A 13,879-nucleotide genomic window follows, 5' to 3' on the forward strand; every position below is an offset into this window, starting at 1 on the left:
TGGTGCTGGCCGGACCGCGACATGCGCTGAGGGTCTCCGGCCGGTGCGGTGGCCGCGCGCCGCACCGGCCGGGTAATGACTCGCACGATGTGCGAGTTCCATAGTACGGTGTGCGAGAAAGGTCTCGAACGCTGTACGAGTCATGGAGTCGTCATGTCGTCCCCCCACCCAAGACGGTGGTTGATCCTCGGTGTCCTGTGCCTGAGCCTGCTCGTGCTGGTCGTCGACAACGGGATCCTCAACCTCGCCATCCCCTCCCTCATGCGGGAGCTCGGCGCGACCCCCGCGGACATCCAGTGGATCATCAACGCCTACATGCTGGCCTTCGCCGGTGTGCTGCTCACGGTCGGCGCCCTGTCCGACCGGTACGGCAGGCGACGCTTCCTGGTCATCGGCCTGGCGCTGTTCGGCGGGGCCTCGCTGGTCGCGACGTTCGCCCAGAGCCCCGCCCAGCTCATCGCCTGCCGGGCGCTGATGGGCTTCGGCGGATCGTTCCTCATGCCGAGCACCCTGTCCATCATCATGAACGTCTTCGACCAGTCCGAGCAGCGCAAGGCCATCGCTGCCTGGAGCTCGGTGCTCATGGCGGGCGGCATCGCCGGGCCCTCGCTCGGCGGTTTCCTCCTCGACCACTACTGGTGGGGCTCGGTCTTCCTGGTCAACGTCCCGATCAGCGTGCTCGCGATCGCCGCCGCGCTGCTGCTCATGCCGGAGTCGCGCGGCCAGGCCAGGCCCATCGACCTCCTCGGGGCTGTGCTGTCCACCGCGGGCATGGTCGCCCTGGTCTGGATGATCATCTCCGTGCCGGAGCGGGGCTGGAGCTCGCCCGCCGTGCTGGCCTCCGGGCTGGCCGCGCTCGTGCTGCTGACCGGCTTCATCCTCTGGGAGCGGCGCAACCCGCACGCCATGCTGCCGCTCGGGCTCTGGCGTGAGCGCAACTTCAGCGGCGCCAGCTTCTCGATCGTGCTGCTGGCCTTCTCCGCGGGCGGCCTGCTGCTGATGCTCACCCAGTACCTCCAGTTCGTCCTGGGGTACGGGGTCCTCCAGGCGAGCCTGGCCCTCATCCCCTACATGATCGCGGCCATCGTCTTCAACGGCCTCGGCGCGACGCTGGGCAAGAAGCTGTCCAACCGCACCCTGGTGACGGCCGGGATGCTGGTGTTCGCGGGGGGCTTCGTGGTGCTCACCCAGTTGACTCCGGACAGCGGCTACGGCCTGTTCATCTGCGGCCTGCTGGTGATGGGCGTCGGCGGCGGCCTGGTCGGGCCCGCGGCCTACGCCTCGCTGATGAGCGCGGTGCCGCCGGACAGGGCGGGCATCGGCTCGGCGCTCAACGACACCGTCCAGCAGACCGGTGGCGCGCTCAGCGTCGCCCTGCTCGGCAGCGTCCTGGCCGCCGCCTACTCCTCGGGCATGCCGGACAGCGCCCCGGCCCCGGCCAAGGAGTCGATCGCCGTCGCGCTCTCCCTGGGAGACGCCTCGCTCGCGAGCGCCGCGAAGGCGGCCTTCGTCAACGCCATGTCGTCGGGCATGATCGTCGGCGCCGTGGGCTCCGTGGCCGCCGCGCTCGTGGCCTGGGCCGTGCTGCGCCCGATCGCGATGCCCGCCGAGGGTGCCGTTCCTCCCGAGGAGGCTCGGGAACAGGTGGAGAAAGTCTGACATATCTTTTGGAGAGGGCCGACAAATACCCATTTGTCGGCCCTTTCTGCTGTGCTTGGGGATTTTTCTGGTTCGAGGCTCCGAGGGCTCGTGTAGGGCGCTGACCAGGTGAGTCTCTCGTTTTAAGATGCTTGGCCGGATTCTCCGTGGCATTATCCGGACAGCCTCGCACCCGGATTCCGATTCCCGTGGACAGTCATCGCGTTTCGCGGTCTCATGTCTCCGCCAGTTCTGTGTGAGACATTTTCGGGATTCGGAGAAACGCATGAAGAATCGGCGAACAATGACGCGGGCCCTCCTCGCGCTCGCGATGGCTGCCGGTCTCGGGACCGTCCAGGCGCGGGCCGCGGCGGCGGCGCCGGTCGAGGACATCCGCGTCACCCACTTCCTCGGCGAGCAGCACCTGCCGCACAGGGCGCAGTTCCAGGGGACGACGGTCGGCGGCCTGTCCGGCATCGACCGCGACCCGCTCACCGGCACGTGGTACTTCGTCTCCGACGACCGCGACCGCTACAACCCCGCCCGCTACTACACGGGCAGGCTCGACATCAACCCGCTCACCCGGCGCTTCGAGGGAGTGAGCGTCACCGGGGTCACCACCCTGCTGCGCCCCGACGGGACGCCCTACCCCGGCTACGGCAAGCCCGACGCCGCCGACCCGGAGACCATCCGCTTCGACCCGTGGAGCCGCAGGCTCCTGTGGGGCAACGAGGGGGACAGGCCCGAGGAGAGCGCCCCGGACATCCCGGTCGTCGAGATGTCGCTGCGCTGGGTCGACCGGGGTGGTCACGATCGTGGCGGGCTGCCGATCCCCGCCAACCTGAAGCTGACGAACACCACCTCCGGCCCCCGCCGCAACGCCGGGTTCGAGGGCCTGACCTTCACCCCCCACGGCATCGCGGCCATCGTCGAGGGACCCCGCTACGAGGACGGCGACCCCGTGACCACCGAGCGCGGCGCCCTCTCCCGCATCACCGTGTGGGACAGGAACGGTAGGACGCGCGCCCAGTACGCCTACCCCGTCGAGCGGCTGCCCGCCGCCCCGGTCCCGCCGACCGGCAAGTACGACGGCGGCGTCTCGGAACTCCTGGCCGTGGACGACGACCGCCTGCTGTCCCTCGAACGGTTCTGGATCGAGGGCGTCGGCTACCGGGTGAAGCTGTACGAGATCAACCTGCGCGGCGCGACGAACGTCCTGGGCAGGAACAGCCTCACCGGGGCCACGCCGTACCGGACCGTCACCAAGCGGCTGGTGCACGACTTCAACGCCGGTGGGGCGGCGGTGCAGAACCTGGAGAGCCTGGCCTGGGGGCCGCGCCTGGCCTCGGGCGAACGCGTCCTGGTCGTCGGCTCCGACGACAACTTCGACGACCAGGAGATCACCCAGTTTCTGGCCTTCGCGGTGAGGGGCTGCTGAGCGATCGTCGGAGTTAGCCTGGTTGCGGGTGATACATCCCATACCGAGGCGGGGAGGTCGCGGTGGCGCGGGAGGACGAGAACACCTGGGTTCCCGAGGCGGTCCGCAGGTCGGGTGACCACACGGACCAGAGCCACGAGCACGTCGTCAAGGAGGTCAGGGACATCACCAGGGGCGGCAGGAAGGTGGTGTTCGAGATCAACCCCGGAGGGGGAGTCGACACCGGCCTGCGGCGGCTGATCCCGGTGACCTACGACATCGACCTCGACCACGCCGAGGTCAGGGAGACCGGCGAGGACAAATGAGGCGTCCCGGCGACGGGGGCGACCGTCGCCGGGACACACCTCAGGAGGTCATGAACTCCGCGGCCCGCTCCGCGATCATGATGGCCGGGGCGTTCGTGTTGCCCGTCGTCACCGACGGCATGATCGAGGCGTCCGCGACGCGCAGCCCGGTGACACCGTGGACCCGCAGCCTCGGATCGACAACCGCCGCCTCGTCCGTCCCCATCTTGCAGGTGCCCGACTGGTGGTGGTAGGTGACCACGCTCTCCCTGACGTAGGCGTGCAGCCCCTCGTCGGTCTCGGCCAGCGTCCCCGGGTAGAGCTCGTAGGCTCCCCAGTCCTCCCGCAGCGCGGGAGCCGCCACGATCTCCTGGCACAGCCGTACGGCAGCCGCGAGCGCCTCGACGTCGGCGTGCTCGGAGAGCACCCGGGGGTCGATGAGCAGCGGGTCGGTCGGCGCGGGACCGGAGAGCCGGATGTCACCGTGACTGGCAGGACGGACCAGACCGGCCATGAGCGAGACGCCGTCCGGCGGCCCCTCCATCCAGCGCTCGTACAGCGGCGCGTCGAAGTGCAGCGGCTGCAGGTCGGGCACCGCCAGCTCGGGCCTGCTGCGCCAGAACAGGTGGCTCTGGGTGCGCGGCAGCCCGTGCGAGGCGGGAATCTGCCGGTCCGTCCCGGCGATCACCGGAACCAGCCAGTGGTCCTGCAGGTTGCGTCCCACCCCGGGCAGGTCGGCCTGTACGGCGATGCCGTGCGCGGCCAGTTCCCCGGCGTCGCCGACGCCCGAGCGCAGCAGGATCTCCGGTGAGCCGATGGCCCCGGCGCTCAGCACGATCTCGTGCCCGGCCAGGCCGCGTTCGAGCACGCCGTCGCGCTCCCACTCGACGCCGACGCAGCGCTCGCCCTCGAACAGCAGCCGGTGGACGTGCGCCCCCGGGACCAGGGTGAACCCGTCACGCCCGGACAGCGGACCCAGATAGGCGTCCGCGGTCGTCAGCCTGCGGTGGTCCTGGATCGTGAACTGCATGAAGGAGACGCCGTCCTGCGACGCCCCGTTGTAGTCCGGGTTGAACGGCAGCCCAGCCTGCTGGGCGGCCTCGACGATCGCCAGGTGGGCCGGTGAGGGCTCGTAACCCGTCAGGATGTGCAGCGGGCCACGCGCCTCGCCCTGCGCCGAGTCGACGGCCTCGATCCTGGCGAAGACAGGGCGCACGTCCTGCCACGCCCACCCCGGATTGCCCCTGGCGGCCCAGTCGTCGTAGTCGGCCGGGTTGCCCCGCACCCAGATCATGGCGTTCAGGTTGTGTGACCCGCCGACGGCCCTGCCGCGCGGCAGGTGCAGCCGGCGCCCGTGGGCGTGCTCCTGCGGAACCGTACGGTATCCCCAGTCGAGGGGGGAGTCCCACAGCTCGTGCATCCGGGTCGGGTCGTCGACGGCGGGGAAGCGTCCCTGCGGCCCCGCCTCGACGAGCAGCACGCTCGCGCCCGCGTCGGCGAGCCTGCGCGCGACCACGGAGCCCGCGGAACCGGCGCCGACCACGATCACGTCGGCCTTGTACTGGGCCGGTGCGCCGGTCACGAGATCACCAGCCCGCCGTTGGGGCTGAGCGTCTGGCCGGTGAAGTAGCTGCCGCCGTCCCCGGCGAGGAAGGCCACCGTGTCGGCGATCTCCCTGGGCAGCCCGAACCGGCCGAGGGCGATGCGCTCCTCAAGATCGGCGCGCATCCGCCCGCCGATCACCGAGCCGAGCGGGGTCTCGATGTAGCCGGGCGCCACACAGTTGACGCGGATGCCGTACGGCGCGACATCGCGGGCGACTGCCCGGGTCAGCGCCTGGATGCCGCCCTTGGCGGCCGAGTAGTGCGGCAGGTGCTCGCAGCCGGTGAGGCCGCAGATCGAGGAGACGTTGACGACGACCCCCGAGCGCTGCCCCGTCATGATCCGCAGCGCGGCCCTGGTGCAGTAGAACGTGCCGTCGAGGTGCACGGCGATCATGTCCCGCCAGGCCTCGTCGGAGATGCTCACGGTCGCGTCGACCGTGGTGGCGGCGGCGCCGTCGGTCCGCAGCTCGTCGAGGCGCGTGTCGAGCCTGGCGAAGGCGTCCTCTGCCTCCTGCCCGCCGCGTACCCCGGCGTTGTTGACCAGGATGTCCAGGCGACCGTGGGTGGCGGCCACCTCGGAGACCGCCGCGTCGACCGCGGCCGAGTCGGACACGTCGGCGACCAGCGCGTGGGACTTGCGGAGCGTCCCGGCGGTCAGCTCCGCCGCCTCCCTCACCCGGTCGAGCACGACGACGGTCGCACCGTCGGCGTCGAGACGCCTGCAGATCGCCTCACCGATGCCCGAGCCACCTCCGGTGACCAGGGCGACCTTGTCTTCCAAGGGGTTCACGAGTGTGCTCACCTCTATGTCCTTCTTGAGTCACGCCAGGCGCGATGACAGTCACGCTAACCACGGGTAAGCTCCGCGCACCCCGCCGGCGAAGGACAGGGTGAGCGAAAGACAAGGAATGGTCACTCAGGGTCAAGTACGTTCACCGTCCTGTCCGTCAGCCTTAGCGGAAGTCCGGTACCACGACAAGAGACGGAGGGACGCCGTGAGTGTCGACGATGTCGGAACTAAAGGGACGCCCGAGCTGGACGCCCCGAACGTTCCGGGGGAGCGCCCCGGCGGGGGACTGGGTGCCCTGGCGCGCCGCGTCCCCACGATGGAGTCCATGAGCGTGCTGGTCGCGACGATCGCGCTGGTCGTCGTCATCGGCATCCTGCACCCGGACTTCCTGTCGGCCGCCCAGCTGCTCGACACCCTGCAGGCGTCGGTCTACGTCGGTCTCCTCGCCGGAGGCATGGCCTTCCTGATCTCCATGCGGGAGATCGACCTGTCGGTCGGCTCGATGTTCGGCCTGTCACTCATCAGCATGGGCCTGCTGATCAACCAGGGGCTCTCGCCCTGGCTCGCGGGGCTGCTCGGCGTCGTGCTCGGCGGCATCCTGGGCCTGGTGAACGCGCTGGTCGTGCAGTACATCGGCATCCCGACCATCGTGGCGACGCTGGCGACCCTGTCGGTCTACCGGGGGCTGTCCCTGGCCCTGAGCGAGGGGCAGCAGGTGACCGGCATGCCGGTCGAGAACTCCTTCTTCACGATCCTGGGCGGCAAGATCCTCGGCGTCTACACGAGCGTGTGGGTGCTGGTCGTCATCGCAATCCTGCTCACGGTCGTGCTGCGCTTCACCTCCTTCGGCTACCGGGTGCGCGCGATCGGCTCCAACCCCGACGCCGCCACCTTCTCCGGCATCTCGACAAACCGGGTCAGGATGCAGGTCCTGGTGATGGTCGGCCTGCTCGCGGGGGTGGCCGCCGCCCTCGGCCTCGCCTTCTTCACCTCCGGTGACCCCAACATCGGCACCGGGTTCGAGCTGCAGGCGATCGCGGCGGCCGTGATCGGCGGCACCCCGCTGCGCGGCGGCACGGCGACGGTCGTCGGAGCGATCTTCGGCGCGATCCTGCTGGCCGTGGTCGGCAGCGGCCTGCAGTACTTCAACATCCCGGTGAACTGGAGCTCCTTCGCCACCGGCGCCGTGATCCTGCTGGCGGTCTCGCTGGACAGCCTGCTGCGCAGACGCCGCAGGCGTAAGGACGAGGCGCTCGGCCTCTAGCCGTACCTGTTCCATCCACCTCTCACAAAACCCGGCGATCCGAACACATCTGGCTCTCCGGAGAAACCTGATTTATCCCACAAAAATAGAAATTAAGAGGAGCCACCCCATGACCGCTGGACCGAGGCGTCGCCGCCGTACGTTCACCGCCCTGTCGATACTCACCGCCTCGGCCATCGCGCTCACGGCCTGTTCCTCTGGCCCGTCCGGTTCGTCCGGCACGCAGGAGACGGCGGGCGCGAGCGGGGGAGGGGACGCGAAGAAGCCGCTGAAGATGGGCTTCATCTACGCGACGTCCACCCAGAACCCGTTCCAGGAGATGGCGTTCGGCGCCAAGGCCGCCGCCGACGAGGACGGCAGCGTCACCCTCAACCAGGCCGCCCCCGTCGGGGTCAACGGTCCCGCCCAGGTCCAGCTCTTCCAGTCCGCGATCAGGAACTCCCCCGACGGCATCGGGCTGGAGACCCTCACCCCCGACCTGTTCGTCCGCCCGCTCAACCAGGCGACCGACCAGAACATCCCGATGGCCGCAGTGGACACCGCGCCCCCGCCCGGGACCAAGGTCGACCTCTTCGTCGGCAACAGCAACACCGAGCTGGGCGTCGCGCTCGGCGAGGAGTTCATCAAGCACGTCCCCGAGGACGCCACCGGCGACGTCGTGATCGGCAACGACATCCCCGGCCTCGAACTGCTCAACCAGCGCATCGAGGGACTCGTCTCGGTCATCAAGGAGAAGCGTCCCAAGCTGACGATCAAGGGTCCGTTCGACGCCAAGTCCGAGCCGACCGACAACTTCAACGCCTGGCAGGGCATCGTCAAGGCCAACCCGAAGGCCATCGCCTTCCTCGGCGTCGGCGGCCAGGACGGCGTCTCGCTGCCGCTGATCAAGCAGCAGACCGGCCGTGAGTTCCTCGCCGGTTCCGCGGACATCCCGCCGGAGGCGCTGCAGGCCGTCAAGAAGGGCCAGCTGTTCGCGCTCTCCTCGCCCGAGCACTGGCTCAAGGGCTACGTCGCGATGCGCCTGCTCATCGAGAGCAAGCGGACCGGCAAGCCGGCGCCGACCGGCTGGTGGAACCCCGGCACGCTGATCGTGAACAAGGACAACGTGGACGAGATCATCAAGCGGCAGACCGACGAGGCCAGCCGTACCGCCTACTTCAAGTCCGTCGTGGACAAGCAGTTCGCCGACCCGAACACCTACCTCAAGCCCATCGGACAGGCCAACTGACTCCGCGGGGCGGTCGGCCACTGCTCTCCCAGGCCCGGCCGCCCCGCCGTACCCCCCGTAACAGCGCCAGTAACAGTGCCCGCAGCAGCCGCAGTAGGAGGAGCGCACACCATGGCGATCCTGGAGGCCAGGAACATCGGCAAGACGTACGGAGGCGTCGTCGCCCTCAAGGAGGCGGGCATCCACGTCGAGGCGGGAACCGTCCACGCCCTCCTCGGCGAGAACGGCGCCGGCAAGTCGACGTTGATCAAGATCATGTCCGGCGCGGTCACCCCTGACCGGGGCAGCCTCACCCTCAACGGCAGGCAGGTGCGCTTCCGCAACACCGGCGACGCCGCCCAGCACGGCGTGGCCGTCGTCTCCCAGGAGCTCAACCTCTTCCCCGACCTGGACATCCTGGCCAACCTCTATCCGGTGACCGGCCCGCGCAGGGGACCCTTCCTCGACCGTACGGGCATGGCCCAGGCCGCGGCCCCGGTGCTCGACCAGCTCGGCCTGAACGTCCCGGTCAGGACCAGGCTCGGCGACCTCTCCCTGGCGCAGCGTCAGCTCGTCGAGATCGCCAGGGCCCTGCTGACCAAGCCGCGCGTGCTGATCCTGGACGAGCCGACCTCCGCGCTCGAACAGGCCAGCGCCGACCGGCTGCTGAACGTCGTCCGCGTCCTGTGCGAGCACCAGGTCGGCGTCGTCTTCGTCTCGCACATCCTTGAGGAGGTCATGGCGCTCAGCGACGTCATCACGGTCCTGCGCAACGGCGAGGTCGTCATGGAGGCCCAGGACAGGAAGTCGCTGTCCATGCCGGAGGTGGTCGCGGCCATGCTGGGGGACAAGACCGTCCAGGCCCAGGAGAAGCCGACACTCGTGGCCCCCCAGGAGACGGCGGGCGGCGAGCTGAGGATCGTGGACGCCGGATCGCGGGGCGCCCTGTCCGGGGTGTCACTGACCGTACGGCCCGGCGAGATCCTCGGGCTGGCCGGTCTCGCCGGATCGGGCCACCAGGCGACGCTCGAACTGGTCGCGGGCCTGCGCAGGGCCGACACCGGCGAGGTTCGCCTGCCCTCCGGACGCCGGGCCCCCAACGGCCTGCGCCGCAGCATCGCGGCGGGCGTCGCCGTCGTCTCCGGCGACCGGCGCAGGTTCGGCCTCATGCTGGACAAGCCGATCTGGGAGAACATCGCCCAGGTCCGCGCCGTCGCCCTCGGCCGCGACGGAGCCTTCCTGCGCCGTACGGCCCTGCGCGCCCGGGCCCGTGACCACGGCGAGCGGATGAGCCTGCGGTGTTCGAGCGTGGACCAGCGCACCGGCCTGCTCTCCGGCGGCAACCAGCAGAAGGTCGTGCTCGCCAAGTGGCTCGACGCCGAACCCTCCGTGCTGCTGCTCGACGACCCGACCAGGGGCGTGGACGTGGGCGCCAAGGCCGAGATGCACACCCTGATCCGCTCGGCCACCCAGGCGGGGACGGTCACCATGCTCTGCTCAACCGACGTCGAGGAACTGGCCTCCCTGTGCGACCGCGTGGCGGTCTTCTACCGAGGCAAAATAGCCGCCATCCTCGAAGGCGAAACCCTGACCCAGCACACCATCCTGGAACTGATGAACACCGGCGAATCCTGACCTCGGACGGAACGGGTCAATCCAACGGAACGACATCGAGCGGATCGGCGTCGAGCGTTCCACGGCCGGTCACACGGCCGGTCTTCGGATCGACGAACAGGACGGCTGAGCCACTCGTACGCCCTGTCTGGGGAACCGGCCGTGGAAGGGACAGGACAGCCAACGCATTCCCCGAGCGGTTAAGAGTGAGCTGTTCTCCGCATATCTCGTTTTCCGGGCGGGAGGAGAGCTCTGTCGTCTCGCCGGTGGACAGGGTGACACGGGTCAGTCCACCGGCGTAGCCGCACGACCCCAGGGCGTACAGGTGGTGGCCGTCGGCGGTGATCGCCATCAGATGGTTGTTACCGGATCGGGGGTTCAATCGTCGGCGGATCCGGCCGTCCGGATTCCGCTCGTCAACCCTCGTGGCCGAGCCCGTCGCCGTGTACAGCAGATCACCGACGACCTTCATGCCGCCGTGCACATCAGGTAGGCAACCCACTCCGGGAGCCGCACGACATGTTTGCCGGCCTGCGGGAGAGAGGCGGACGACGTCGGCGCCCGTGCTGTCCGCTCCGTGATAGCCGACGAACAGGCGCTTCTCATCCCCGGTGAGGACGGCGTCGAAGACACGTAGATCGTTGTCCCGGTCCGTGCGCACCACCTCACGGTGTGCGACGCCCTTCGGGCCGAGGAGGGCCATGACCACGTCACCGCCGGCGTTGCCCAGAAGGCGGATCTGGCCCGTTCGGGGGCCGGGGGTGAGAACCCGGTACGTCGTCTCATGGTCCAGTTCGTAGCTCTTCACCTGGCGCAGTGAGATCGGGTCGACGACGGCCACCCGATCGGGGCGCGAACGCACGTCCCGGCCCAGGAGAACGTGGAGAAGGCCGTCGGGGCCGAGGGCCATGCGTCGTTGGACGGCCCAGACGTCGAGCGCGTCCGCCCCCAGCCGCCGCCGTGCCGACACCCGGCCGTCCTGCGTCAGAACGACGAGTTCGTTCGTCGCCAGCAACACGATGGCGGCGACCGGGGACTGGAGGTGTCGGGAGGCTTCAGGAGCTTTGACGCAGGAGGAGAGCGCCGAGGCGAGTGCGACGACCAGGACCAGCCTGGTGCGCCGCTTCTGGGTTCTCAACCGCTGGGTGCGGGCGTCACGCCGTTTCCCAGGCTGATACGGCCACCCCGCCCTGGGCGTCCCGGGTCAGGCGGTATTCGCGGGGGGAGACGCCGTAGGTCGCCTTGAACAGCCGGCTGAAGTGGGCGGCGTCGACGAAGCCCCAGTGGGCGGCGACGGTGCTGACCGAGAGCGTCCACTGGTCCGGATCGACCAGGTCGCGGCGGCAGTGCTCTAGCCTGCGTTCCCTGATGAAGCGGGAGACCGTGGTCCCCTCCATCCTGAAGAGTTTGTGCAGGTAGCCGGTGGAGATGTGCACCGCGGCGGCGACCGTGTCCGGGGTGAGGTTGCCGTCGTCGAGGTGGGCCTCGATGAAGGCCCTGATGCGCAGCAGGAGCGTCTGGGGGGAGCTGGGCGGCGGCGTCCCCTGCTTGCCGAGCCGTTCCGAGAAGAGGGTGGCGAGCAGGTCGAGGATGTTGTCGGCCAGCTGCAGCGACTGGTTCTCCCCGATCTCGTCCATCTTGGTGACGAGGTTCATCAGCAGCGGGGAGACCAGGGCCCCGACCCCCTGGCGGCCTGAGACGCGGTTGGCCGTCACCTCGTGCATCTCGTGTGGCCGCAGCCTCAGGAAGCGCTGGGGGAACATGAGCACCAGCATCCGGCAGGTGTTGTCGAAGGCCACGGTGTAGGGCCTGCTGGTGTCGTAGACGGCCAGGTCGCCGGGGGTGAGCGGGGCCTCACGGCCGTCCTGCATGACCAGGCAGTAGCCCTGCAGCGGCATGCTCAGCTTGTAGTAGTCGGTTTCCGACCTGGCGATCAGACGGCGGGTCCGCTCGGCCTTGTGGGCGTCGGCGGCGACGTCGCTGACCAGCATCACGCCCAGGCTTCTACTGCGCATCTGCCCTCGGAACGTCTCGCCGTTGGCGAGGGTCATGTCGAGGGGCACGAACGCCTCGGAGATCGCCGAGCACCAGAAGTCGGCGCGTTCGCGGGCGGGCAGGTCGGCTGTGCGCAGTAGAGACGACATGCTTCCTCCTGCATGGGTGGTGCGTCTAACTGCAGGAATGTTGCATCGCGTGCCGTTGTTTGGCAATGCTCCCGCAGCATCCCTGTCACATGACAGTAACCGCAAACCGCTGGAGCGTGACAGGCAAGAGCTGTGCCGTCACAGACAAGGCCGGTCGGTGCGCCACGCCGTACAACTGATCTGACCGTCGGTGTCGGCGGTCGAGTGGCGACAGCGAGCACGGGGAGGCCGTGGAGAACATGGCAGTGTCGACGTTTCTGCGACCGCAGGAGAGCGGTCCCGACTCTCCCGTCCTGGAAAAGCCCGGCAGGCTGCTCATCGGCGGTGAGTGGGGCCCCGGCACCTCAGGACGGACCTTCACGACCTACGACCCGGCGACGGCCGCGCCGCTCGGCGAGCTGGCCGAGGCCGACGCCTCCGACGTGGACGCTGCCGTCGACGCGGCCAGGAAGGCGCTGCGCGACCCCGAGTGGGCGCAGATGTCGCCCGCCGCGCGTGCGCGGGTGCTCTGGCGGATCGCCGACCTGATCGAGGCGAACGGCGACGAGCTGGCCTACCTGGAGACGCGGGACCAGGGGCAGCCGCTCGGGGTGGCCAGGGGCGTCTCGGTCCCGGGAGCGGCCGAGCACTTCCGCTACTACGCGGGCTGGACCACCAAGATCGAGGGCGCGACCTCTCCGATCTCGCTGCCGAACACGCTGCACTACACCCGCAGGGAGCCGGTCGGGGTCTGCGCGCTGATCACGCCGTGGAACTTCCCGCTGATGATCCTGACCTGGAAGCTCGCCCCCGCGCTGGCCTGCGCCAACACGGTGATCATCAAGCCCGCCGAGCAGACCTCGCTGACCGCGCTGCGCCTGGCGGAGCTGTGCCTTGAGGCCGGGGTGCCCGAGGGCGTCGTCAACCTCCTCACCGGTGGTCCCGAGGTCGGCCGCGCCCTGGTGGCGCACGCCGGGGTGGACAAGGTGTCCTTCACCGGCTCGACCGAGGTCGGCCGGGAGATCATGCGCTCCTCCGCGGGCAACCTCAAGCGGGTCACCCTTGAGCTGGGCGGCAAGACCCCCACGATCGTGGCGCACGACGCCGACCTCGACAGGGCCGTCGCGGGCTGCGTCCAGGGCGCCCTGTTCAACAGCGGCCAGGTGTGCGCCGCCTACTCCAGGTTCTACGTGGACCGCAGCCGGGTTGACGAGTTCACCGAGAAGGCCGCCGCGGCCGCCGCCGCCCTGCGCCTCGGCCCCGGCCTGGCCGACACGACCGACCTGGGCCCGCTCGTCACCGAGGAGCACCTGCGCAGCGTCGACGGTTACGTGCGTACCGGCGTCGAGCAGGGCGCCGAGCTGGTGACCGGTGGACGGCGTGCCGACGGTGACCTGGAGAAGGGCTTCTTCTACCGCCCGACCGTCTTCGCCGGGGTGACCGACGACATGACGATCGCCAGGGAGGAGATCTTCGGCCCGGTCATCCCCGTGCTGGCCTACGACGACCTGGACGACATCGCCGACCGGGCCAACGACAGCGAGTTCGGGCTCGCGGCCTCGATCTGGACCAAGGACCTGTCGACCGCGCACACCCTGGCCGCCGCCGTACGGGCGGGCTCGGTGTTCGTCAACATGCTCCACGTCCCCGACGCCGCCGCGCCCTGGGGCGGTTTCAAGGCCAGCGGTGTCGGCCGGGAGATGGGACCGTACGCGCTGGAGGCCTACACCGAGGTCAAGGGAGTCTTCGTCAACCTGGACCGGTAGGAACCCCGTTGGTTTCTGGCCGGTGTCAGGCCCGGTGACCAAGGGGTAGGGGCCGGGTACGGCCGGTGCGTCCGCGCGGTGGGCTCCGCGCGGACGCACCGGTCCCCTCCCGGCGAAGGTTTCCACCCCCGCGTGGTACGGCTGCACGCCC

At 69.6% G+C, this 13,879-nt stretch carries 11 protein-coding genes; 7 read left to right on the forward strand and 4 right to left on the reverse strand.

Features of this window, described 5'->3' with window-relative positions:
• The first annotated feature begins 153 nt into the window (after positions 1-153).
• From FHS44_RS35795 to FHS44_RS35805, 3 genes are all read left to right on the forward strand, one after another.
• Positions 154-1,659, forward strand: a complete 1,506-nt coding sequence (locus tag FHS44_RS35795) for an MFS transporter (protein WP_184723730.1) — start codon at positions 154-156, stop codon at positions 1,657-1,659.
• 283 nt (positions 1,660-1,942) lie between these two features.
• Complete coding sequence (locus FHS44_RS35800; RefSeq protein WP_184723733.1) at positions 1,943-3,076, forward strand: esterase-like activity of phytase family protein; 1,134 nt, start codon at positions 1,943-1,945, stop codon at positions 3,074-3,076.
• A 62-nt stretch (positions 3,077-3,138) separates the two neighbouring features.
• Complete coding sequence (locus tag FHS44_RS35805) at positions 3,139-3,381, forward strand: hypothetical protein (RefSeq protein ID WP_184723735.1); 243 nt, start codon at positions 3,139-3,141, stop codon at positions 3,379-3,381.
• Between the two features lie 40 nt (positions 3,382-3,421).
• On the opposite strand, the gene FHS44_RS42570 is transcribed toward FHS44_RS35805, so the two are convergent.
• On the reverse strand, positions 3,422-4,942 hold the full coding sequence (locus tag FHS44_RS42570; protein WP_184723738.1) for a GMC family oxidoreductase: 1,521 nt from the start codon (positions 4,940-4,942) through the stop codon (positions 3,422-3,424).
• Positions 4,939-5,766, reverse strand: coding sequence for an SDR family NAD(P)-dependent oxidoreductase (locus FHS44_RS35815; protein ID WP_184723741.1), 828 nt, complete (start codon positions 5,764-5,766; stop codon positions 4,939-4,941). Before FHS44_RS35815 ends, FHS44_RS42570 begins: the two co-directional genes overlap by 4 nt.
• 193 nt (positions 5,767-5,959) lie before the next feature.
• Between FHS44_RS35815 and FHS44_RS35820 the strand changes: the two genes are divergently transcribed.
• From FHS44_RS35820 to FHS44_RS35830, 3 genes are all read left to right on the forward strand, one after another.
• On the forward strand, positions 5,960-7,018 hold the full coding sequence (locus FHS44_RS35820) for an ABC transporter permease (RefSeq protein ID WP_221461697.1): 1,059 nt from the start codon (positions 5,960-5,962) through the stop codon (positions 7,016-7,018).
• A gap of 109 nt (positions 7,019-7,127) precedes the next feature.
• Entirely contained in the window at positions 7,128-8,246 is a 1,119-nt protein-coding gene (locus tag FHS44_RS35825) for a sugar ABC transporter substrate-binding protein (protein WP_184723747.1), read from the forward strand.
• A gap of 111 nt (positions 8,247-8,357) precedes the next feature.
• The gene (locus tag FHS44_RS35830; protein ID WP_184723749.1) at positions 8,358-9,860 is read left to right on the forward strand and encodes a sugar ABC transporter ATP-binding protein; all 1,503 of its coding nucleotides are present in this window, start codon (positions 8,358-8,360) and stop codon (positions 9,858-9,860) included.
• 16 nt (positions 9,861-9,876) lie between these two features.
• Here FHS44_RS35830 and FHS44_RS35835 read toward each other — a convergent pair whose 3' ends face one another.
• Both FHS44_RS35835 and FHS44_RS35840 read right to left on the reverse strand, forming a co-directional pair.
• Positions 9,877-10,977: a hypothetical protein gene (locus tag FHS44_RS35835; protein WP_184723752.1), complete on the reverse strand. Its 1,101-nt coding sequence runs from the start codon at positions 10,975-10,977 to the stop codon at positions 9,877-9,879.
• A gap of 16 nt (positions 10,978-10,993) precedes the next feature.
• Positions 10,994-11,983, reverse strand: a complete 990-nt coding sequence (locus FHS44_RS35840; protein ID WP_184723755.1) for an AraC-like ligand-binding domain-containing protein — start codon at positions 11,981-11,983, stop codon at positions 10,994-10,996.
• A 239-nt stretch (positions 11,984-12,222) separates the two neighbouring features.
• Between FHS44_RS35840 and FHS44_RS35845 the strand changes: the two genes are divergently transcribed.
• Positions 12,223-13,728: an aldehyde dehydrogenase family protein gene (locus FHS44_RS35845; RefSeq protein WP_184723758.1), complete on the forward strand. Its 1,506-nt coding sequence runs from the start codon at positions 12,223-12,225 to the stop codon at positions 13,726-13,728.
• The last annotated feature ends 151 nt before the right edge of the window (positions 13,729-13,879 follow it).

The organism is Streptosporangium saharense, from assembly GCF_014203715.1.
Lineage (GTDB): Bacteria > Actinomycetota > Actinomycetes > Streptosporangiales > Streptosporangiaceae > Streptosporangium > Streptosporangium saharense.